We start from the raw sequence: 21590 nt of genomic DNA, 5'->3' as shown, positions 1-21590 counted from the left end.
CGCACTCTGATCTCAAAAGGGAGGAAGCATTCGAGAACCTCATCTTTTCCGCCGCTTCACATTCCCGCCCCGCTGCCCCGGTCTGCCAGCCGTTGACCGCCCGCGCGATTTCACTGCATCTTCGGAGGCTTTCTCGACAGCCCATTGGCGTGCCATGGGGTCGTCGGCGATGGCCAGATCGACCGCTTCCAGGCGTTTGATCTCATCCCTGATATTGGCGGCCTCTTCGAATTCCAGGTTCTCCGCGGCTTTGCGCATCTTGTCGCGCAACCCGTCCAGATGCGCCTCAAGATTCGCGCCGTGCATCGGTTTGTCGATGGTGGCAGTGACGCGGTTCATGTCGACGTCGCCTTTGTAGAGACCGGCCAGAACATCCTCGACGTTTTTCTTCACCGTTGCTGGGGTGATGCCGTGTTCTTCGTTATAGGCGATCTGCTTGGCGCGGCGGCGATCGGTTTCGTTCAGCGCGCGCTCCATGGAACCGGTGATCTTGTCGGCATACATGATCACCCGCCCGTCGGCGTTGCGCGCGGCGCGGCCAATGGTCTGAACCAGTGAGGTTTCTGAGCGCAGGAAGCCTTCTTTGTCCGCGTCCAGAATGGCGACCAGCCCACATTCGGGGATGTCGAGCCCCTCGCGCAGCAGGTTGATACCGATCAGCACGTCGAACGCGCCCAGTCGCAGGTCGCGCAGAATCTCGATGCGTTCCAGCGTGTCGATATCCGAGTGCATGTAACGGACCCTGATGCCCTGTTCGTGCATGTATTCAGTCAGGTCCTCGGCCATGCGTTTGGTCAGAGTGGTGACCAGCGTGCGATAGCCATCGGTGGCCACCTTGCGCACCTCGTCCAGCAGATCGTCGACCTGCATGCCGACAGGGCGGATTTCGACCTCGGGATCCAGCAGGCCGGTGGGGCGGATCACCTGTTCGGTGAAAACGCCGCCGGTCTGTTCGATCTCCCACTTGGCAGGTGTGGCCGAGACGAACACGGATTGCGGGCGCATGGCGTCCCATTCCTCGAACTTGAGGGGGCGGTTGTCCATGCAGGATGGCAGGCGGAACCCGTGTTCGGCCAGGGTGAATTTGCGCCGATAGTCGCCCCGGTACATGCCGCCGATCTGCGGTACGCTGACGTGGGATTCATCGGCGAAGACGATGGCGTTATCGGGGATGAATTCGAACAGGGTCGGGGGCGGCTCGCCCGGTGCGCGGCCTGTCAGATAGCGCGAGTAGTTTTCGATTCCGTTACAGACGCCGGTGGCCTCCAACATCTCCAGATCGAAATTCGTGCGTTGTTCCAGACGTTGCGCTTCCAGCAGTTTGCCCTCTCCGACCAGTTGATCCAGTCGGATGCGGAGTTCCTTCTTGATGCCGATGATCGCCTGGTTCATCGTTGGCTTCGGGGTCACGTAGTGCGAGTTGGCGTAAACCCGCACCTGTTCCATATTCGCGGCGCGTTCACCGGTCAGCGGGTCGAACTCGGTGATGGTTTCCAATTCCTCACCGAAGAACGAGAATTTCCAAGCGCGATCTTCAAGGTGGGCGGGCCAGATTTCCAGGCTGTCACCCCGTACTCGGAACGAGCCCCGTTGGAATGCCTGATCATTTCGGCGGTATTGCTGGGCGACCAGATCGGCCATGATCTGGCGCTGGTTGTATTCACCGCCAACCTTCAGGTCTTGCGTCATCGCCCCATAGGTTTCGACCGAGCCGATACCGTAGATGCACGACACTGAGGCGACGATGATTACGTCATCGCGTTCCAACAGCGCCCGTGTGGCCGAGTGGCGCATCCGGTCGATCTGTTCGTTGATCTGGGATTCTTTCTCGATATAGGTGTCGCTGCGCGCGACATAGGCCTCGGGTTGGTAGTAGTCGTAGTAAGACACGAAATACTCGACCGAGTTTTCCGGGAAGAAGCCTTTGAACTCACCATAGAGCTGCGCCGCCAGCGTTTTGTTGGGCGCAAGGATAATGGCGGGTCGCTGGGTTTCCTCGATCACTTTGGCCATTGTGAAGGTCTTGCCCGTCCCGGTCGCGCCCAGCAGAACCTGTTCTCTTTCGCCGTCGAAGATGCCGTTGGTCAGTTCCTTGATCGCGGTGGGCTGGTCGCCTGCCGGTGAGAACTCGGTATGCATGACGAATTCTTTACCGCCTTCCAGTTTCAGGCGGGCGCGGACGTCATCAGCGGTCAGCTGGGTCTTGTCGGAATGGGCGTAAGGCATGGGCAGGCTCCGGGTCAGGCCCCTACATTTGTTCTTATTTTGTCCAACTGCAAGACCTGATCCGAGATAGAAACGGCAGTTTCAGTAATACGCAAACCGATGATCCGGAATTTGATCCGAACGCACCTTTTCTTCAAGCGCTTTCAGGTTGTCACCCAGGACACGCCCCATCATCGCTTTCAGCACAGTCTGCCCGATAAGCCATCCCAATGGACCAAACTTCATTTGATAATCCATGCTCCAGACTACTCTGGATTGGTTGTTGGCAAGGGGTTCAACGGCGATTGCTGCATGTGCTTGGGTCAGAGGCATTGCAGACATCTCAGACAAGCGGACACGATAGCCCCGGTTGATTTGCCAATCCGTGACTTCTTCGACCAGAGACGTCCCATTTTCAAAATGGCATCGTCGTTTCGATCCCACCCCATCCGCACCTTGTGTTAGCGCATCTACTGAAGTCACCTGCGGGGCGAAATCGTCGATATGCATGAACCGGCTCAGAATGGCCCAGATATCTTCGGGTCGGGTATCAATGTCGAGGCTGCGTTCGTGGTGGATCATCTTGCTGTCCTTGTTGTGGCGTTTGAATGATTATACCATTCCCCTAATGACAGTTTTCGTCATCAGAACATCCTTGTCCTCCGCGACATTTGCCACCTTGTCCCAGGCCTCGCTCTGACGCATAAACAACCTCAGCCAAGTGAGTACGGAGAGGCGACATGCGCGCACGGATCTACCAGCCTTCGCGGAATGCGATGACATCGGGTACGGCCAAGACCCGGCATTGGGTGTTGGAATATGCCCCAGCATCCACGCGCGAGGTTGATCCGTTGATGGGCTGGACGTCTTCCAGTGACACCCAGACTCAGGTGCGTCTGAATTTCGACACCAAGGAAGAGGCGCTGGGTTACGCCAAGGACAACGGTATCGACGCACAGGTCAGTGAACCGCATAAACGCAAGCCGAACCTGCGCGCGCGCGGTTATGGCGAGAATTTTGCCACCGATCGGCGCGCACCCTGGACGCATTAAATGATCGACATTCGCGAGGCTGACCCAACCTCCGACGCATTGCGCCCCGTGGTCGAGGCGCATTTTGCCCATAGCGAAACCGCCGGGCCAGCCGAGAGCAATCACACGATGGATGCCAGTGCCTTGGCCGGGCCCGGAATGCGGTTCTGGGCTTTGTATGAGGGTAACAAGGTGCTGGGCTGCGGCGCGCTAAAGGCGCTGCCGGATGGGACCGCCGAAGTCAAATCCGTGCATATCCTTGCCACCGCACGTGGCCGCGGTCTGGCGCGAGTGATGATGACCCATCTTGCTGATCACGCACGGGTCGAAGGGACCTCGGCGCTGGTTCTTGAGACGGGCGCCGATCATCTGTCCTACTACGACGCCGCGCGCAGGCTGTATGAAGCGCTGGGCTATTCCTATTGCGGCCCGATCTACGGCTATGAGGCCGACCCCAACAGTGCCTTCATGCGATTGGATCTAAAGCCCGCAGAATAGGCCGGTTGTTAGGCACTATCTTCGTTCAGCAATGCCACGACCTGTTGCGTTTCGAGTCTTTGTCGCGTTGCGCCAGGTATCTGGACGAACAGAAAGCGGCCCGTTGGGCAGGTGGATTCGCTTGCAGACTTAAGAGCGCCGCTTGCCAGGGCATCCTCAAGCAAACATAGATGCCCCATCAGAATACCCGCACCTGCCTTCGCTTCCTCCACGGCCAGGCTGTACAGAGAAAACTTCGGCCCGGTCTGCGCATCTTGCAGTTCAATTCCCGTGTTCTGTGACCAGATTGTCCAATCGTCGTTCCAGGTCTGGTCATGCAGAAGGACGGTGTCGCCAAAGTGGTTCATACGTTCGATCAGGCTAGGCGCGCCGACTGGAGAGATAAGATCGGGGCAAATGCAAATCTGCTCGGGCTCAGCATTCGGTTCGCCAATGAATATGGCCAGATCGAACAATTCCCGATCAAGACTGGGTGGGTTTTCCATCGCGGTCACCGAAAAATTGATATGCGGAAACTGCGCCCTGACCCGGCTTAGCCGTTTCGGCAGCCAAAGCTGCGCAACAGATGGCAAGGCGGCGATATGAAAATCGGCGTTGGGTTTGAGGTTGCGGAGGGCACGCGTCGCCTCGGCCAACCCGTCGAAGGCCGCAGAGAATTCAGCCACCAGCGAAGCCCCGGCCTTGGTCAGTTCCACCCCCTGCGCGTTGCGCCGAAACAACGCGGTACCTGCCCAGCCTTCCAGTGTCTTGATGTGCTGCGAAATCGCTCCGGGCGTAACGCTCAATTCCTCAGCGGCGGCGACAAAGCTGTCATGACGTGCGGCAGCTTCAAAGGCGCGCATTGCATTCAGCGGGGGCCCTTTCGGGCGTTTGGGCATGACACTCATTTCAAGCCTTAGTTTTTCTACGCCAAGAAATAGCAAATCTGCTTTGCGCTGTCACGGAATGGCTGCCACCATGCTGCAAAACGGAGGACGTCCAATGACGCTTGCACAACGAGATTGGGTGCCGAGCACCAGTGAAACCCTGATTCAAGACATAGCGGCCACGACGGCGTCCGCAACGTCTGCCGATCTGCTGGCCCGTATCGAGCAGCTGGCCGAGCAGAACCGAGTGATCCATGAGGAAGAGTGCTTTAACCTCAACCCTGCGACCAATGTGATGAACCCGAAAGCCGAAGCGCTATTATCCTCTGGCATCGGGTCGCGCCCCTCTTTGGGGTATCCCGGCGACAAATACGAAATGGGACTGGAAGCGATCGAGGAAATCGAAGTGATCGCGGCCCAGCTTTGCGCGGATGTGTTCGATGCCAAATTCACCGAGGTTCGTGTGCCTTCTGGTGCGATTGCCAACCTCTATGGCTTTATGGCCACCTGCAAACCGGGCGACACAATCATTGCGCCGCCCGCATCCCTAGGCGGGCATGTGACGCATCATGTCGATGGCTGCGCCGGCTTATACGGCTTGCGCACCATAGAGGCCCCGGTGAATGCCGATGGCTATACCGTTGATCTGGACCAACTGCGGGCGCTGGCACGGGCCGAGCGGCCCAAGTTGATTACGATTGGTGGCAGCCTGAACCTGTTCGAGCATCCCGTGTCCGAAGTGCGGTCCATCGCCGATGAGGTCGGGGCCAAGGTCATGTTCGATGCGGCCCATCAATGCGGCATTATTGCCGGGCGCGCCTGGTCCAACCCGCTGGCCGAGGGCGCGCATTTCATGACGATGAGCACCTATAAAAGCCTTGGTGGCCCTGCAGGTGGGCTGATCGTTTCGAATGATGCAGAAATCGCCAAAACGCTGGACGCTATCGCCTTTCCCGGCATGACGGCCAATTTTGATGCGGCGAAAACTGCCGCGCTTGCGGTCACGATGCTGGACTGGAAAGACTTTGGCGCGGCCTATGCGAAAGAGATGATCGCTATGGCGCAGGCATTGGCTGCGGCTTTGGATGCACAAAATGTGCCTGTGTTCGCTGGGGCCGAGGGCTTTACCAACTCTCACCAGTTCGCTGTGCTGGCTGAGCCCTTTGGGGGCGGGCAGGCGGCCTCAAAAGCCTTGCGCCAAAGTGGGTTCCTTGCCTGTGGCATCGGTCTACCTGTGGCGGCGGTTGAAGGTGATATGAACGGTCTGCGGATTGGCACGCCCGAGCTTGTCCGCTGGGGGATGACCGCAGGCGATGCGGATCGTCTGGCGGGGCTGATCAAACAAGGTCTGCAAGGCGCGCCGATTGCCTCCGAGGTTTCAGCCTGGAGACGCGCGTTCAATACGCTCTGCTTTGTCCATTAGATCACCGTTTCCAAAAGCAACCGGCGCGCACGGTGTTTGGTGATCGTTCAATCCCGGCCTTCACAAATGAATGGCCGGGATCTGTTCCGCTTGATCCAAGCTTAGTTTCCCAGAATACCAGGCAGGCGCAGCCCGTGTTCACGAGCGCAATCCTTGGCCAGGTCATAACCCGCATCGGCGTGACGCCACACGCCCGAGGCAGGGTCGTTCCACAAAACGCGCTCCAGGCGTTTGGCAGCATCATCGGTGCCGTCGGCGCAGATCACCACACCCGCATGCTGGGAAAAGCCCATGCCAACGCCGCCGCCATGGTGCAGAGATACCCAAGTCGCGCCCGAGGCGGTGTTGACCAGTGCATTTAGCAGAGGCCAGTCCGAGACCGCGTCAGACCCGTCCTTCATCGCTTCGGTCTCGCGGTTGGGCGAGGCGACTGAACCGGAGTCCAGATGGTCACGACCAATGACCACTGGCGCGCTTAGCTCGCCCGTTCTGACCATCTCGTTAAACGCCAGACCCAGGCGATGTCGGTCACCCAGACCAACCCAGCAGATACGCGCAGGAAGGCCTTGGAATGCGATCCGTTCGCGCGCCATATCCAGCCAGTTGTGCAGATGCGTGTTATCGGGCAGCAGTTCCTTGACCTTTTGATCGGTCTTGTAGATGTCCTCGGGGTCCCCCGACAAGGCCGCCCAGCGGAACGGGCCAATGCCACGGCAGAATAGCGGACGGATATAGGCAGGCACAAAGCCCGGGAAGGCGAAAGCGTCTTCCAGACCTTCCTCAAGCGCCATTTGCCGGATGTTGTTGCCGTAATCGACGGTTGGAACACCATCATTGTGAAAGGCAACCATCGCCGCGACCTGCACCTTCATCGAGGTGCGGGCTGCCTTTTCCACTTCCTTCGGAGCGGTTTCAGCCTTGGATCGCCACTCGGCTACGGTCCAACCTTGAGGCAGGTACCCATTGATCGGGTCATGCGCGCTGGTCTGATCGGTGACGATGTCGGGCTTGACGCCGCGCTTGTGGATCTCGGGGAAGATATCGGCGGCATTGCCGATCAGCGCCACGGATTTGGCTTCGCCCGCTTTGGTCCAACGCTCGATCATATCCAGCGCCTCGTCCAGGCTGTGGGTTTTCTCGTCGACATAGCGCGTGCGCAGTCGGAAATCGGCGGATTTCTCGTCGCACTCCACGGCCAGACAGCAGGCACCCGCCATCACAGCAGCCAGTGGCTGAGCACCGCCCATACCACCCAGACCCCCGGTCAGGATCCAACGGCCTTTCAGACTGCCACCATAGTGCTGGCGTCCTGCTTCCATGAAGGTCTCATAGGTGCCTTGGACGATGCCCTGCGACCCGATGTAAATCCAGGAACCCGCAGTCATCTGGCCATACATCGCCAGACCTTTCTTATCCAACTCGTTGAAGTGATCCCAATTCGCCCAATGCGGCACCAGGTTCGAGTTGGCAATCAGCACGCGCGGTGCGTCCTTGTGGGTTTTGACGATGGCGACGGGCTTTCCCGACTGCACGACCAGGGTTTCGTCCGCTTCCAGGTCTTTCAGGCTGTCGACGATCAGGTCGAAATCCTTCCAGGTTCGCGCGGCCCGGCCAATGCCGCCATATACTACCAGCTCGTGCGGGTTTTCTGCCACGTCAGGATGCAGGTTGTTCATCAGCATCCGCAGTGGTGCTTCGGTCAACCAGCTTTTGGCATTCAGTTCGGTCCCGGTTGGCGGATAGATGTCCCGGCTGTTCTTACGAGGATCGCTCATCGGTCATTCCCTTCAGATTGGATGGAGCCCGACAGGGCAAGGGCATTGAAGTTTTCAATCATGTGTCTCGGCTGCGGTCGCGCGCCATCATGGCAAAGACCGTCATCAGTTAAGGCCCGGCAAAGAGGCGTTCAGCGCGTTCAGCAACGCGCCCGACGCGACCAATTCCTTTGCAGCTTTCAGATCGGGCGCCATATAGCGATCCTCTTGCAGGCTCGAAACATCCTCGCGCAGCCGTGCGATGGCCTGTTGCAGCAACGGGCTCGTCTGGAGGGGGGCGCGGAATTCGATGCCACGCGCGGCGCAGAGCAGCTCGACCCCAAGGATATGGTTGAGGTTTTCGACCATGCGGGACAGCCGCCGCGCACCATGCGCTGCCATCGAGACGTGATCTTCCTGATTGGCGGAGGTGGGTGTTGAATCGGTGACACATGGGTTGGCCAGATGCTTGTTCTCGCTCATCAAAGCGGCTGTCGTCACCTCGGCAATCATCAGGCCGGAATTCAATCCGGGTTCAGGTGTCAGGAAGGGCGGAAGATCGAAGCTGAGCGTTGGATCGACCATCAGAGCAATACGCCGTTGACTGATCGCGCCAATCTCGGACAATGCCAGCGCAATCATGTCAGCAGCGAACCCAACGGGTTCCGCGTGAAAATTACCACCGGACACGATCATATCCGCTTCGGTCAGCACAAGTGGGTTGTCTGTTGCAGCATTCGCTTCGATCAAAAGGGTCTGTGCGGCCTGTCGCAGGACATCCATCGCCGCACCAGTCACCTGCGGCTGACAGCGGATGCAATAGGGATCCTGAACACGTGTATCATCATCCCGGTGGCTTTCTCGAATTTCGGATTGCGCCAGTATCTCACGCATCGAACCTGCCGCTTCGATCTGGCCACGATGTCCTCGCAGCGCATGGATTTCGGGCTGCAGCGGAGCCGTTGAACCCATGATGGCATCGGTGGACATGGCCGAGATGACAAGCGCATTGCGCACAGCACGCCAGACTTCGAACAGACCGGCAAGCGCATAGGCCGTTGAAAACTGTGTGCCATTGATAAAGGCCAAACCTTCCTTGGGGCCAAGCTCGATCGGGGACAGGCCAGCCTTTGCAAGCGCCTCGGCACCCGGAAGAATTTCGCCTTTATATTCCGCCTCTCCCTCACCGATCACTACTGCGGTCAAATGTGAAAGAGGTGCCAGATCGCCTGACGCGCCAACCGATCCCTGATTTGGAACAACAGGGGTGACGCCTTTTTCCAGCATGTCTTGCATAAGCTTGATCAGTTGCCAGCGGACGCCAGATGCGCCACGGCCAAAACTCAATAGCTTAAGTGACATCATAAGCCGAACCATCCGGCGGGGCATCGCGTTTCCTACGCCGCAGCAATGGCTGAGGATCAGGTTTCGCTGCAAAGTGGCGGTGTCTTCAGATTTGATCTTGAGACTGGCCAATTTGCCAAAACCCGTGTTGACGCCATAAACCGGTACATCACCCGCAGCGGCGATAGCGATCCGTTTTGCGGCCGCCTCGACCGCAGGACGACACGTCGGATCAAGTATGACCGAGGCTTCATCCCAATAGATGGTTTCAAGCTGAGGCAGAGTAGCCTGCCCGGGCGCCAGAGTGAGAGTTGTCACGCTTGACCTCCAAAGATGCGTTTGTGAAGCGGGTTGAACCCGATACGATAAGAAAGCTCGGCCGGACGGCCCACATTCCAGACCGCCAGATCGGCCCGCTGACCCGCTGCGATCATACCGCGATCACTCAAACCAAGGGCACGCGCTGCGTTACAGGTTACGCCCGCAAGTGTTTCCTCTGGCGTCATGCGGAACAGGGTGCAGCCCATATTCATGGTCAGAAGAAGAGATGTCAGGGGGGATGATCCCGGATTGCAATCGGTTGCCAGTGCCATTGGGACATCGTGTTTGCGCAGAAACTCAATCGGAGGCTGACGCGTTTCGCGCAGAGTATAGAACGCACCGGGCAGGATTACGCCCGCTGTTCCCGCCTGGGCCATGGTGATCACGCCGTCTTCGTCAAGATACTCGATATGATCCGCAGACAATGCGCCATAGGAGGCGGCAAGCTGCGCCCCGCCCAGATTAGAAAGCTGCTCGGCATGCAGTTTAAGCGGAAGGCCAAGCGCAGCGGCGGCGTCAAAGACACGGGCGATCTGTTTGGGCTGAAAGGCGATCCCTTCGCAGAATCCGTCAACCGCATCGACCAGCCCTTCTACATGGGCGGCCCGCAAGGTCGGAATGACGACCTCGTCGATATAGGCGTCATCGCGCCCCTTGTACTCTGGCGGAGTCGCGTGGGCGCCCAGATATGTGGTTTGAACAGAAACTGGGCGACGTTTTCCAATTTCGCGCGCGGCGCGCAGCATGTTCAGCTCTGTCTGTTGTTCTAGCCCATAGCCGGACTTGATTTCGATAGTGGTCATGCCCTCTTGGATCATCGCGTCGACGCGGGGCAATGCACTTTCTATCAGCTCTTCCAGGCTGGCGGCCCGTGTCGCTTGAACGGTTGCGTTAATACCGCCTCCGGCGCGCGCAACCTGTTCATAGCTTGCACCATTCAGGCGCATTTCAAACTCTTGGGCGCGGTCGCCGCCAAATACAACATGGGTGTGGCAGTCGATCAAACCTGGCGTCACAAGGCGTCCGTTCAGATCCTCGGCCTCAAGCTCGGTATATTCATCGGGCAGATCGCGTCTGGGTCCGACCCATTCGATAAACTCACCTGATATTACGATGATGCCATCCTCGATTAGCCCATAAGGGCCCTGCTGGCTGGCTTGTGTTGCAATTTTTGCGCCACGAAGGGTTGTTTTACCAGTCATGAGAATCTGATCCCAAGTTGTAATGCTTCTGAAATAGGTATACTGATTACTGTATAATGTGTACACAAAATAATGAAAGGCATCGCGCCGAAGCCGCCTTCTTGGAGGCAAATTAGGTAGAGGTCTTAGGTGCGGGGCAGAGTTACATGCTTCATTGCAGATGTCTTATGTGTATGTATAAGCCAATTAAGGCCGGTTTTTGAGTTGGGGAGTTTTATGGCAAGACCTCAGGGGAACATGAGCTTTCGGGACATCAAGCAGGTGGTTTTGGATCGAATCCAAACCGGTATCTGGAGCCCGGATTCCATTTTGCCAAGCGAGATGGATTTGGCCGCTGAATTCTCAAGTACACGAACAACGGTCAACCGGGCGTTGAGAGAGCTTGCCGAAGAAGGATACCTGGAAAGAAAACGCAAGGCCGGCACGCGGGTTCTGAATTCTCCCATCAGAAAGGCGCAATTTGCGATCCCTTTGGTGCGTGACGAGATAACGGCCACCGGTGCGGCCTATCGGTACTCTTTGGTGGACCGAGAGGTGCAACCCGCACCGTCCTGGCTGGCATCACGCCTCGACCTGAAAAAAGAGCAGGACGTCTTGCACCTGCGATGTATGCATTATGCCGACAACGTAGCGTTTCAGCTTGAGGTGCGATGGATAGTTGCCGACGTTGTACCTGAAGTGTTGGAGGAAAGTTTCGAACAATCGGGGCCGAATGACTGGTTGGTTAACAGGGTGCCATTCAGCAATCTGGAGCTTAGTTTCATGGCGACCAAGGCTGATGGTGAAATCTCCAAGTTCCTGGACACGCCACCTGGCGACCCGATCTTTACCGCCGAACGCATTACCTGGCTGCGTCGCGCGCCGGTGACATATGCCAAGCTTTACTTTGCGCCGGGATACCGGATGACGACACATCTCTGATCTGACCGGATTCCAGCTTTTGGGGCGGTAAAAAATGTCGGTCTTCGTCGGTCTGCCGAATTATGGGCTGACAGAACATCAAACAAAGGGAACGCGATGGCTGTTCAGAATCTAATGACGTTTAAGGCGGGTTCAACGCCGATTTTGCTGAATGTCCCACATGCCGGAACCTTGCTGCCTCCGGAGGTTGAACGCCGTTTGCGACCCGCCGCGCTGGAGCTGAAGGATACGGATTGGCACATGGACAAGCTGGCGCTGCCTTGTGCCGAATTGGGTGTGGGTGTCATGGCGGCGCAGTATTCGCGCTATGTGGTGGACCTGAACCGTTCAGCTGATGACGCGCCGCTTTATTCCGGTCCGACAACCGGCCTGATATCGCAAATCGATTTTGACGGTCAGCCGCTTTATCTGGAAGGGCAAGAGCCAGATGGGCAGGAGACACAGGCGCGCATCCAATCCTATTGGGCACCGTATCATCAGGCGCTCAAGTCTGAGATTCTGCGGATCAGGGCGCAGTTTGGCACCTGCATACTGTTGGATCTGCATTCCATCCGTTCCGAAGTGCCAAGGCTGTTTGATGGGGTGCTGCCGGATTTGAATCTGGGCACAAATAGCGGGGCCAGCACAGCCGCGCGCTTTGAGGCCTGCGCCGAAAGATCGCTGGGGTCCGGCCAATACAGCTTTGTCAAAAACGGCCGCTTTAAGGGAGGCCATATTACCCGGCACTATGGCCAACCCGACCAGAACATTCATGCGCTGCAACTCGAAATTGCACAGTCCACCTATATGATCGAGCACGCCCCTTGGGATCTTGTGTCCCCTAAGGCAGAGGTGCTTGGCACCGCGATCAAGAACCTTGTTACCGCGTTGTTGGATGAAGTTAACACCACCCGTGGATGACCCAAACAGACTCGCCGATACGGCATCCAAGTAAAGGAAAGTGGATGACAACTGGATTTCATTTCAAACAGGCACTGACGGACCAGGGTTGGCTTAGCAATATCTCTGTAACCGTCACGGAATCTGGTGAGTTCGGAGCACTGGTCGCAGACGACAATCCCAACGCCTATCCGGTGATTGAAAGGCCGGTTGTGCCGGGCATGCCCAACCTGCACAGTCATTCCTTTCAATACGCGATGGCCGGGTTATCAGAAGTGCGCCGGAATCCGGTCGACAGCTTCTGGTCCTGGCGCGAAATGATGTATTATTTCGCTCATAACGTATCGCCCGAGGACCTGCAGGCAATCACTGCCAAGCTGTATATGGAATTGCTCAAAGGCGGCTATACCGAGATTGTCGAGTTTCATTATCTGCACAACAAAGAGGATGGAGCGCACTACGCCCAACCTGAGGAGCTGTCTTCTGCTATTGTCTCTGCTGCAGATCGAACGAGCCTCAGCCTGACGCATCTTCCGGTGTTTTATGCACACGCAAATTTCGGCGGGCTGTCTCCGCAAGATGCTCAGAGGCGATTCACCAATGCACGTGATCAATACGCTTTGCTGATCGAAACCCTGAAGCAGCAGCATGAAAAGCTTAACCTCGGAATCGCGCCGCATTCCCTGCGCGCCGTAACCGAGGATGAAATGTCATGGCTTATGGAGCTTCGGCAAGACCAGTTGCCGGGGTGTCCAGTTCACATCCATGTGGCCGAACAGACCAAAGAGGTGGAAGACAGTATCGCCCATAGTGGCAAACGCTCTGTTTCGGCGCTGATGGACCAGGTCCAGATTGACGCCGCGTGGTGCCTGATCCATGCCACCCATCTGGATGACGCCGAGGTTGCGGCCATTGCCGCTTCGGGTGCGACCGTGGGTCTGTGCCCGCTGACGGAATCAAATCTTGGAGACGGGATTTTCCGGGCGGTCGATTTCGTGGCAGCAAATGGCCATTTTGGTATCGGCTCGGACAGCAACATCTGTACCCAGGCAGTTCAGGAGCTGCGCACACTGGAATATAGTCAGCGCCTGCTGCACCGGCAGCGCAATGTTATGTGCTCCAAGGACATGCCCAATGTCGGCGGTTATCTCTGGCAAGCCGCCGCCCAAGGTGGAGCACGTGCAGCCGGGCGCAATATCGGCCGTATCGCAGAAGGGTGCCGTGCTGATTTTGTAGAATTGTCTTACGATAGGAATGGTCTGATGGCGGCGGTGTCGCCCGAAGCCGTGCTGGATTTCCACATGTTCTCGGGTCAGCAGGCAGAAATCATTGCCGTCTATGTTGCTGGTCAAAAGGTCATTGAAGATGGTCAGCACCCCGATCACGAGTCCATCGACGCCGGATATATTTCCACCATGCGTCGGTTGGCGCAAAAACTATGATGAAGGGTGAATAGAACCAACGGAACTCATTACTGCGCGAGCTTAAGAACCTTGGGGCACTTGGTGCTGGTCAGGCTGAAAACATTGTCCGAGATCGCCAAGGAATTTTCTGTCACCCAGCCCATTGGATTCGAACATTCCAGTTGGTTCGCGCCTTCCGTACCTTGTCACATCAATTGCGCGCGTGATGCTGGCGGATCTGAGCGAAACGGAACTGGATCACCGTACCCCCCAATGACGGGTCTGGGCATGTGTGCGGTGCTATTAACAATTCCGGCCACCGCAATCAGCTGGGATCTGCGGAAGATCTGATCAAACAGGTCTGCCACTGCGCGGCGCAATATCAAATTGCAGTGATGCAGGTGGCGGCATCCCAGTTTGCCGATGTATTCCGTCATCGTGACAGGCTGCATAAGCGGCCTGAATTAGTCTGGTAAGTTCGACTCGGTTAGGGCCTTTTGAGGCATGGCTTCGAGGTGCAGTTCACCCAGCAATCAAGGTACCTGTATAAGCTTGCTCCGGTCAGAGATAATGCTGAAATCAGAGAGGTTTTTTGCCCCAAAACCTCATCTCTCCATCAAGTTGACAAGGCGAGGGATTTGGCTGATACAGCCAGAATATGAGCGGGCCGTTAGCTCAGCTGGATTAGAGCAGGGAACTTCTAATTCTCAGGTCGGGGGTTCGAGTCCTCCACGGCTCGCCAAATGCACAATTCCTAATTGAGTATTCATCCGCCACCCTCAGATTACGACGTTGGCAAAGCTCTCGACTGTGACGATCGGACGTGGTTGTCCCGCCAGGCTTTCTGCATCGGTCAGACGCTGCGCCAATGGGTCGGCGTCGCTAAGGGGGCCAAAGTTCAGCCCGGTTAATTTTTCCAAATCCCGGACGCGGATCTGGAATGTCTTATAGGCACCAAACTCAAATCCACCGACAGATTCCACGCTCCCCTGGTTCGAGAGCATCTGTTGGATGACCTCAACCTGGCTGAGTACATAGGCGGTGGAATGAAGGCGAAGAATGCCTTCGCTGCCATCCTCTTCGGCCAGCATGGTCACAAGCTTGAAGAACTTCAGGGGTACCGGCGATCCGGTATCTTTCAACATCGGCTCGTCACCGGTCAGGATTGGTCCGGTGAACACACAGGCCTTGAATCCATGTGTGCGCACATTTGTCATGATAAAGTTCTCAAGACCCAACCATTGCGCGTGGCTCCGGTTAAAGGCCCGGTGCTGCGGGGCAGCAGCGGTATAGTGAAAGCTGTCATCATTGGCCTGTTTGGCCTGTGCATCATCGACACCCCAATTTGTCGCCGCACGGCGAACCAGGTGGCCCCGGTCAATATCCGCGTGATCATAATCCTCTTTGCCGAGTTGGACATTTGCTGGGATGCGCAGGTCAGCGAACCACTTGTCGCTACCTCGTTTTTGCGGTCGGGTCTTGGCACCATCGATATTTAGCGCGGCAATGATCGGTGTTTTGAAAGTCGCAGAATAGAGAATGCCGAAATTCTGATAGCGCAATTCGTTGGGGCGTTCCGGGGTCGCATCCGACGGAGTGGCAAGCCCAAACGCATTCGGTACCACCGGCAGAGGGACCTCTGCCACTTGAAGGAAGTCCGGGTTGTACCCGTCGCGCGGTTCAAAATGGTCTGCGTCATGGTTTCCGTCAGGTCGTTCTGGCCGGACGATTTCAGTTCCGGGGATCGAGGTCGGCACCGCCCCGTCCAACAATGCGTTGACCGTGCTGATCCTGACCGCCGAGTTTCCGACGCCGAAGGTACCTGCATAATGCAGACCAACCGCTTTGCCGCTGTCCAACGAGATCACAGGCGAGCCCGAATTGCCGCCCAAAGTCGTGCAGTCATGGCGCAGGATCGTCACGCCGCCGTCTTCGATGAGAAATCCGGGCGAAAAGCGTTTCACGTCATACAGGTCGTTGAAATAGTTGGACATCTGCGTGGGGTCATTGCGCAGGGAATCCTTGGCGGGATACCCGATCACCGCGACGCATTCGCCGTGCTGGGCGTCTGTATTGGCGCGCGGGATCGGCGCGGGCGTGAAAATAGCTGTATCCGCTGGCAGGTCGATCTTTCCAAGCGCGATATCTGCGGCCGCATCTTCGGCGATATAGGTGAACTTGCGAATGTCGAAAAGCCGTTCGGGGTCTTGTGCCGCGCCGACCTCTTCCAGGAAATCTATCCGGGCGCCATAGCGGGCATTGCCGGGGGCAAACATGAAGACACCATCGCCCAGGAAACTGCGCCGCGCGACCAGCTTGGCAACATGGCGATTGGTGATGATCAGCAGATGGTCGTCCTTCTTTTCGATCACCCAGCCAGTGCCACCCCAGCTAAAGTCATGATTGATAAACTCGATACGCCCGACCGAGGCGATATTGTCTTCGGCCTTGCCGATACGAATATCGATATCTGGCGGAAAGTCGGACGAAAGTGTTTGTTTGCCTTCAACCTTACCGCCGCGCACGATCAGGGGCGGGCGTCCGACCGCGCGCACGATGGCTTCAAGTTGCGAGGGCGTAGAGCCAAAGCTTTCCAGCTTATTCATCTGCGCGCCCATCAATTCACGGGCACGATCCGGTGTCAGGCCCATTTCACCAAGAATGCCCGGACTGGTATCCAGAGCCTCACGCGCCTTGTCGATTGTTCCGGCATTTCCAAGGCCTTCTAGCCGGCTGAATGTTTCCTTTTCGAAATCGCTCATGGCATTGGTTCCTCAGCTAATATGAAGTTTTCAAACTCAGTCGATCTGCCTCTAGGGATCGAGGTATTTTGGCCCCCGCCCTGTTTCGGCAAACATGGTCAGTGCCGGATGAAACACCACGGGCGCCCGGCTTTTGGTAAGCCAACCAAGGATTTCCTCTGTTCCTGAACCATGGGTGAGCCCCCGAGCAACAGGTGCAAGGCGGCGTTGCAGGGTTTGAGTGGACTTACCGCGCCCTTCGTTCAAAGGATCCGCCCAAAAGTTTAGAACTCGGTCTGCCAGACCATGACTGCCGCGTTCCAAAAGATCGAAGGTTCGACTTGATGTCAGGTCGCTCCATTTCCGTGTGGAATTCCATTCTGGCGGCGGTGGTGAGGGGAAGGCCCAATAGCCGCCGATGACTTGCTGCCAACGTCTTGCCGCGCGTGCGAGCGTTGGCAAGTCAGGGATCGGGTGGTAAAAACTGTACCCCTCGGCCCAATCAGCGGTAAGGCCCATCGCGCGCAATAGCGAAATCACATCCGTTGGACGCTCTGACAGCTGGGACATCGCATTGTTGATCCCCTGTAAACCCGGGGCAAAGATGTCAGCCGCTTCATAAAGGCCGGTGGCAAGGTTTGACAAATCGCGCAGAACACGACCTCGGCCACTTGCTTGAAACTCTTCCACAAGCGCCAGCATCCGGTCGAAATAGGGATTCAATGGGGCCAACGCGAGCCCGTAATCATCCGTAGGTAAAGCAGGGTCGGGCATGTCCGGCTCTGAATATTCCAGCCCGAACTCCTGACGGATACCCGCCGCATAGCGGAGCCTTTCATAGGTCAGCTCGCGTGGGCCGTGATCCAGATAGGGGGCGATCAGGCCCAGAACCTCATGATCACCCTCAAAGCTCATACCCGTTGCCAGAAGAGCGAATTCAAGCGCTGCTGACTGCATTCCAATTCGAGACGAGCTGTTCACGACGCGAAGAGCTATGTCGCGAAAGTCCTTATCGCGGAGTCGGTTAACGAGCTCTTCGAATTCAAACTCGGCATAAATCTCTAGGAGCATCCGGCCTTCCAGTTCGGGCCTTTGTTGTGCCTCTCTCAGCAAGGTATCTGCTGGCAACAAATTGAATAGGCTTCGCGCCATGGACCAATGACCGCTCTGCCAGTTGTGGCACAGGATCAGGATGCCAACTTCGCTTGCTGGATCATAGGCGCCTTTCAATCCTTCGCGTATGATATGTGTTGCCTCGCGGCGCTGGCCCTGCTCCAACATCGCTCGCAGGTCTTTGACTGCGCGACTATCTGGTGCGGCCACATAACCGCGACCTTTGACGATCCGTGCTCGTGCCGTCGCGGCCTTGGACTCAACCTGTACAAGGTCTTCGGGGGGAAGTTCAGAACTGCTGTCCAGCCCAGTGGCGCCGTATTCCCGTTGTTTGGTTTCTTGCACCGGGGCCGAGCGCTGGCCGCGAGCTTGACGGATCAGGTCCTGCGCGTCGATTGGCAGCTCTTTCAACAGCTGTTCGGGGAAGCGTTCAGCCAGTGAGGGATTGATGCTTGGAGGGGCTTCTCCGACGCGCATAAGCTGAAGCGAATGATAAAGGAACAACAGCGGATCGCGGTCAGCGTAATAGTCACAAGCTGCACGGTTTACCTCTGCGGTTTCGACGGGGCTTTGGTTATAGGTGGGTTCTAGCAGGTCCCGCCGCATGTCGGCCTTATGGGTCAGTTGACCATCAGTGGCGGCGTCCATCAGCCAGGATTGCAGGCCAAGATCCGCGACGATTGTGCCTGCTTCGCTGCTGAGGTCACCCAGCCCAAGCGCCGGTGCAACGATGCCGTTCAGGTTGTCGGCGTTTATCTCGCTTAGAACCATGCCGTAATTGGCTATGCCACGCAGGTGCACGGGCAGGCGCGATGTGATGGCCCGGTTCACGATGCCCGCAGCAATCGGGTCATTCTCGTCTTCGGTGACTTCGGCCAATCGGCCCTCGGTCTGCACCTCGTCAATCAACAGCCGCAATTTCAACGGATTGCCCTGACAGCGCAAAATGATCTGATCGCGGAATTCCTCGGGGATTCCGGCCTCATCCAGCGTTTGATTGACCAATTCGTCTTCGATCTGGTCGAGCTTGATGTATTCGCCCCGTCTTGGGTGATCTTCGCCGAAAATCGGCCCGCGACCGGCTGAGATGATCGATACTTCGATCTGTTCCTTTTCGACAAAGCGATCCAGATCGTTCATGAGGTTATTCACGAAGGTCGCGCCCTGACCATGCAGTACTTCGAGCGTATCCAGCAGAATGACAAGGCGCAGGCGGGCATCAGCCACCGCGTTGGTCATCGCCAGGATCAACTGACGCGGTGTAAGGTCCGAGCTTTCGTAGATCTCTCGGGTGACCTGTTCGGAATAGCGCAGCCGCAATTTGCGGAGTTCGGGGGCCGCTTGGGGTATTGCCGTACCGATCTGACGTGAGATCTCTTCAAAGATTGGACCGGTCTGCAATGAGGGCTGATCGAAATCCAGTCGGATCAGGATGACGTCTTCGCGTTCGCTTGTAATCTGGATGATGCGTTCCAGCAGGTAGGATTTTCCGATCCCGTACTGACCTTCGATATGCAAGGTTTTCAAAGGGGCCGAGCGCATAGGGTGGTCGATCCAGCGTTGAATCTTGTCGATTTCGCTGACACGCCCCACGAATTTTTCGCCCAGGCGCTCTTTTGACCGGCGCTCGCGTCTGAGCAGGTTCAATCGGCTGCGCAGCCTGAACAGACGGTCATATCCCGGCGCTTTTTGGCCTGCACGCTCTAACGTGACAAGGTGCTGCGACAGGTTTTGTTCATCTGTTTCCGCCTCGATAAGGTGATCCAGAGCGCCCGGTGCGAACCCCTCTTGGCCCGACAGGGCCTGCACGATCTCGGACTGCGTGGTGGCCGAGTCGAACTCTTCCATCTCAGACAATTCGCGATGTCGGGCGGTCAGGCGGAGAATCCATTTGGTCGAGTCGCCCGACTTATCAACATGGCTCAGCTCACGAAGGGATGACATCAGCCGCGCCCGCAGCACGCGGTTGCGGTATTCATCCTCGCTCAGCACCTCGCGCATAAGCTGCCGTGGTTCAAATGCCCCGCGAAGGGCGGCGGCGCGCAGCAGGCGCGAACGGAGTTCTTCCTGCTCCTCGTTCATCCTTCTATCTCCAGAAAGCGTTTGGCCTCTTGGCGAACACGGGTGACAACGGTTTCCAGATGTTCGCCATCGAATTCACCTGTGTTGTCAGGGCTCAACCCGGCCAGAGCAGAGTCCACCATTGCCCGTCGAGCAGCCGGTGTCAGCTCTTTTGCCGGGTCAAGCGAAGTGATCATGCTGTTAATTGTAGCCTCAACATCGCTACGTGTGAATGGTCCCAGCTCTTCCACCAATAGGCCGCTGCGCTGCGCGCCGTCGACAGCGCCGACATTGGCAAAACGCAGGGGCGACAGGCGATAGGTCTCATAGCCTGCGAGGATCAGGCGCAGATTCTCGGATGTGGGCAAGCATTTGGCGATATGCTCGAACTGTACCTGGGCACGTGGTGAGAGCCCTTCGGGCGGGTTGTCGAAATAGATCCACCATGTTTGCCCTGCGGTTTTGGCGGCCTGATCCATGTCAGCAATCAGGGTCTCCGCGCGGCTGCCTTCGAATGCAACATCGGTAGTCTGGGCGGCGGTTGTTCCAGCAGCAGCGTCTGGCGAGGCGACGGTCCCGTTGGCCTTCTCGGCAAGATCAGCAAGCAAATCGTCCGTATTCAGGGTCGGCCCCAATCGGATGCAACGATGTTGCGGCGCGGCGTTAGGTGCTTCTTGCATCAGCAGATAGGATTCCAGCATGTCATAGCTGAATCCGAGACCACGAATAGACGTCGTATCCTCGCGCCTGATCCAGATCCCACGCAGTTTGGATTTGGGATGATCCAGCATATGGGCAAGCCCGGATACGAATTGGTTGCGGCCGATGATGATGGTCCCGTCAATGTCGCGGCTCAGCGACCACATGTCCCGCTGTTTCGAGTTCTTGCTGATCAGATCTTGGAAGTCGGGGTCATCGTGGAACTGCTCGAAAGGGACAAGCCGTTTCGTTGTCTCCCATTTGCCCTGGTGGATGCCCAAAAACCTGAACTGGCTGTCAAAACCGGGGCCACCCGATGACCCGCCGGATGTGTCGATGTCATGAGGGAACCGCTTGGCGCCAGGTTCTCGGTGCACTTTGCCGGGCATGAACCCCTTGGTGACACCTTCGGGGTAGTGGACCAATGTGAACAGGTCTGCACCCTCAAAATCGGGGGGGTCGCCGGTCACATCGACACTGCCATAGGTATGCCCCAGCGGCAGGAATATCCGCAGCAGCGCGATATCCACCTCATCGCCCGGTGGCAGGTTCCCGGCCTTTTCACTGTCGTGATAGGGCCAGAGCTTTACGCATTTTGCCCGGTACCGCTTTTCGTCCGAGGCAAGTATTTCAAGCCGAGGGTCGACCCCGGCGGGCACGGAGTTTAGCGGGTCCAGAACATGGGCTGCAGTCAGCACCAGATTGGGGGCAACAAACGCGCCGGATCCTTCGAATGTGTTGTTGATCCAGATCTGACAGCGAAAGCTTTCCGCGCGCGGGGCAAAATCGCCCAATGCGGCAAAGTCGAACGAATTATTTGCCGGTGTGCCGATCAAGGTGCCGTCAAACCGAGCGATGTTTTCGGCAAAAATCAGGTTACGGTCGCGCGGCACAGGGTCGGCGCCGCGCGCGCGCAGAAAGTTGAGGAACTGCTTGACCTTCGCAGCGTCGACCAGAATTTCCAGCAAGACATCAGCAAGCGTTTCTCCGATATCTTCGTCTACACTTTCTTCGACGGCCTCATAGTTCACGGGGTCATCAGGGTCGGGAAACAGCGCGGTCAAAGCATGACGCACAATCGGCTCATGCTTTCGGATCGCAATCCGGATATGCGCTGCGTTCACCATCC

15 protein-coding genes and 1 tRNA gene are annotated in these 21590 nt (G+C 57.1%); 7 read left to right on the top strand and 9 right to left on the bottom strand.

Annotated elements, in window-relative coordinates:
• Window positions 1-39: 39 nt before the first annotated feature.
• Window positions 40-2226 carry an excinuclease ABC subunit UvrB gene (uvrB, locus tag AC2FH0_RS11370; RefSeq protein WP_496789365.1) on the bottom strand — a complete coding sequence of 729 codons (2187 nt, stop codon included), beginning with the start codon at window positions 2224-2226 and terminating at the stop codon, window positions 40-42.
• 81 nt (window positions 2227-2307) lie between these two features.
• Window positions 2308-2787 (bottom strand): SRPBCC family protein, encoded by a 480-nt coding sequence (locus AC2FH0_RS11365; RefSeq protein WP_496691740.1) that lies wholly within the window; start codon window positions 2785-2787, stop codon window positions 2308-2310.
• A gap of 158 nt (window positions 2788-2945) precedes the next feature.
• Between AC2FH0_RS11365 and AC2FH0_RS11360 the strand changes: the two genes are divergently transcribed.
• Entirely contained in the window at window positions 2946-3257 is a 312-nt protein-coding gene (locus AC2FH0_RS11360; RefSeq protein ID WP_496789364.1) for an ETC complex I subunit, read from the top strand.
• On the top strand, window positions 3258-3734 hold the full coding sequence (locus AC2FH0_RS11355; RefSeq protein ID WP_142635670.1) for a GNAT family N-acetyltransferase: 477 nt from the start codon (window positions 3258-3260) through the stop codon (window positions 3732-3734).
• A gap of 8 nt (window positions 3735-3742) precedes the next feature.
• Here the strand turns inward: AC2FH0_RS11355 and AC2FH0_RS11350 are convergent, their stop codons facing one another.
• Window positions 3743-4612 carry a LysR family transcriptional regulator gene (locus AC2FH0_RS11350; RefSeq protein WP_496691739.1) on the bottom strand — a complete coding sequence of 290 codons (870 nt, stop codon included), beginning with the start codon at window positions 4610-4612 and terminating at the stop codon, window positions 3743-3745.
• A 103-nt stretch (window positions 4613-4715) separates the two neighbouring features.
• Between AC2FH0_RS11350 and glyA the strand changes: the two genes are divergently transcribed.
• Window positions 4716-6023 carry a serine hydroxymethyltransferase gene (gene glyA / locus AC2FH0_RS11345; RefSeq protein ID WP_496789363.1) on the top strand — a complete coding sequence of 436 codons (1308 nt, stop codon included), beginning with the start codon at window positions 4716-4718 and terminating at the stop codon, window positions 6021-6023.
• Window positions 6024-6124: 101 nt separating this feature from the next.
• Here glyA and hutU read toward each other — a convergent pair whose 3' ends face one another.
• The 3 genes from hutU to hutI form a co-directional block, all read right to left on the bottom strand.
• The gene (hutU, locus tag AC2FH0_RS11340; RefSeq protein WP_496709161.1) at window positions 6125-7798 is read right to left on the bottom strand and encodes a urocanate hydratase; all 1674 of its coding nucleotides are present in this window, start codon (window positions 7796-7798) and stop codon (window positions 6125-6127) included.
• Between the two features lie 105 nt (window positions 7799-7903).
• Window positions 7904-9439 carry a histidine ammonia-lyase gene (gene hutH, locus AC2FH0_RS11335; RefSeq protein ID WP_496789361.1) on the bottom strand — a complete coding sequence of 512 codons (1536 nt, stop codon included), beginning with the start codon at window positions 9437-9439 and terminating at the stop codon, window positions 7904-7906.
• Window positions 9436-10644 carry an imidazolonepropionase gene (gene hutI / locus AC2FH0_RS11330; protein WP_496789360.1) on the bottom strand — a complete coding sequence of 403 codons (1209 nt, stop codon included), beginning with the start codon at window positions 10642-10644 and terminating at the stop codon, window positions 9436-9438. Before hutI ends, hutH begins: the two co-directional genes overlap by 4 nt.
• A gap of 216 nt (window positions 10645-10860) precedes the next feature.
• Between hutI and hutC the strand changes: the two genes are divergently transcribed.
• From hutC to AC2FH0_RS11310, 4 genes are all read left to right on the top strand, one after another.
• Window positions 10861-11565: a histidine utilization transcriptional repressor HutC gene (gene hutC, locus AC2FH0_RS11325; RefSeq protein WP_246097191.1), complete on the top strand. Its 705-nt coding sequence runs from the start codon at window positions 10861-10863 to the stop codon at window positions 11563-11565.
• Window positions 11566-11661: 96 nt separating this feature from the next.
• A complete protein-coding gene (gene hutG, locus AC2FH0_RS11320) occupies window positions 11662-12465 on the top strand; it encodes an N-formylglutamate deformylase (RefSeq protein ID WP_496691734.1) in 804 nt (267 codons plus the stop codon).
• Between the two features lie 44 nt (window positions 12466-12509).
• Complete coding sequence (locus AC2FH0_RS11315; protein WP_496789359.1) at window positions 12510-13886, top strand: formimidoylglutamate deiminase; 1377 nt, start codon at window positions 12510-12512, stop codon at window positions 13884-13886.
• A 625-nt stretch (window positions 13887-14511) separates the two neighbouring features.
• Window positions 14512-14589: transfer RNA gene (locus tag AC2FH0_RS11310), tRNA-Arg, on the top strand.
• A gap of 37 nt (window positions 14590-14626) precedes the next feature.
• On the opposite strand, the gene AC2FH0_RS11305 is transcribed toward AC2FH0_RS11310, so the two are convergent.
• From AC2FH0_RS11305 to AC2FH0_RS11295, 3 genes are read right to left on the bottom strand one after another with little or no spacing between them, the layout of a single operon-like run.
• Window positions 14627-16609 carry a DNA/RNA non-specific endonuclease gene (locus tag AC2FH0_RS11305; protein ID WP_496789358.1) on the bottom strand — a complete coding sequence of 661 codons (1983 nt, stop codon included), beginning with the start codon at window positions 16607-16609 and terminating at the stop codon, window positions 14627-14629.
• 51 nt (window positions 16610-16660) lie between these two features.
• The gene (locus tag AC2FH0_RS11300) at window positions 16661-19783 is read right to left on the bottom strand and encodes an ATP-binding protein (protein WP_496789356.1); all 3123 of its coding nucleotides are present in this window, start codon (window positions 19781-19783) and stop codon (window positions 16661-16663) included.
• Window positions 19780-21588 carry a S1 family peptidase gene (locus AC2FH0_RS11295; protein ID WP_496789355.1) on the bottom strand — a complete coding sequence of 603 codons (1809 nt, stop codon included), beginning with the start codon at window positions 21586-21588 and terminating at the stop codon, window positions 19780-19782. Before AC2FH0_RS11295 ends, AC2FH0_RS11300 begins: the two co-directional genes overlap by 4 nt.
• Window positions 21589-21590: the final 2 nt, after the last annotated feature.

The sequence above is a fragment of the Ruegeria sp. CDSC051 genome (assembly GCF_059610665.1).
This window is presented reverse-complemented; position numbering and strand designations above follow the sequence as displayed.

Coding starts and splice junctions, on each gene's coding strand:
- uvrB (WP_496789365.1), bottom strand. CDS start 2,226: ATGCCTTACGCCCATTCCGACAAGACCCAGCTGACCGCTGATGACGTC.
- AC2FH0_RS11365 (WP_496691740.1), bottom strand. CDS start 2,787: ATGATCCACCACGAACGCAGCCTCGACATTGATACCCGACCCGAAGAT.
- AC2FH0_RS11360 (WP_496789364.1), top strand. CDS start 2,946: ATGCGCGCACGGATCTACCAGCCTTCGCGGAATGCGATGACATCGGGT.
- AC2FH0_RS11355 (WP_142635670.1), top strand. CDS start 3,258: ATGATCGACATTCGCGAGGCTGACCCAACCTCCGACGCATTGCGCCCC.
- AC2FH0_RS11350 (WP_496691739.1), bottom strand. CDS start 4,612: ATGCCCAAACGCCCGAAAGGGCCCCCGCTGAATGCAATGCGCGCCTTT.
- glyA (WP_496789363.1), top strand. CDS start 4,716: ATGACGCTTGCACAACGAGATTGGGTGCCGAGCACCAGTGAAACCCTG.
- hutU (WP_496709161.1), bottom strand. CDS start 7,798: ATGAGCGATCCTCGTAAGAACAGCCGGGACATCTATCCGCCAACCGGG.
- hutI (WP_496789360.1), bottom strand. CDS start 10,644: ATGACTGGTAAAACAACCCTTCGTGGCGCAAAAATTGCAACACAAGCC.
- hutC (WP_246097191.1), top strand. CDS start 10,861: ATGGCAAGACCTCAGGGGAACATGAGCTTTCGGGACATCAAGCAGGTG.
- hutG (WP_496691734.1), top strand. CDS start 11,662: ATGGCTGTTCAGAATCTAATGACGTTTAAGGCGGGTTCAACGCCGATT.
- AC2FH0_RS11315 (WP_496789359.1), top strand. CDS start 12,510: ATGACAACTGGATTTCATTTCAAACAGGCACTGACGGACCAGGGTTGG.
- AC2FH0_RS11305 (WP_496789358.1), bottom strand. CDS start 16,609: ATGAGCGATTTCGAAAAGGAAACATTCAGCCGGCTAGAAGGCCTTGGA.
- AC2FH0_RS11300 (WP_496789356.1), bottom strand. CDS start 19,783: ATGAACGAGGAGCAGGAAGAACTCCGTTCGCGCCTGCTGCGCGCCGCC.
- AC2FH0_RS11295 (WP_496789355.1), bottom strand. CDS start 21,588: ATGGTGAACGCAGCGCATATCCGGATTGCGATCCGAAAGCATGAGCCG.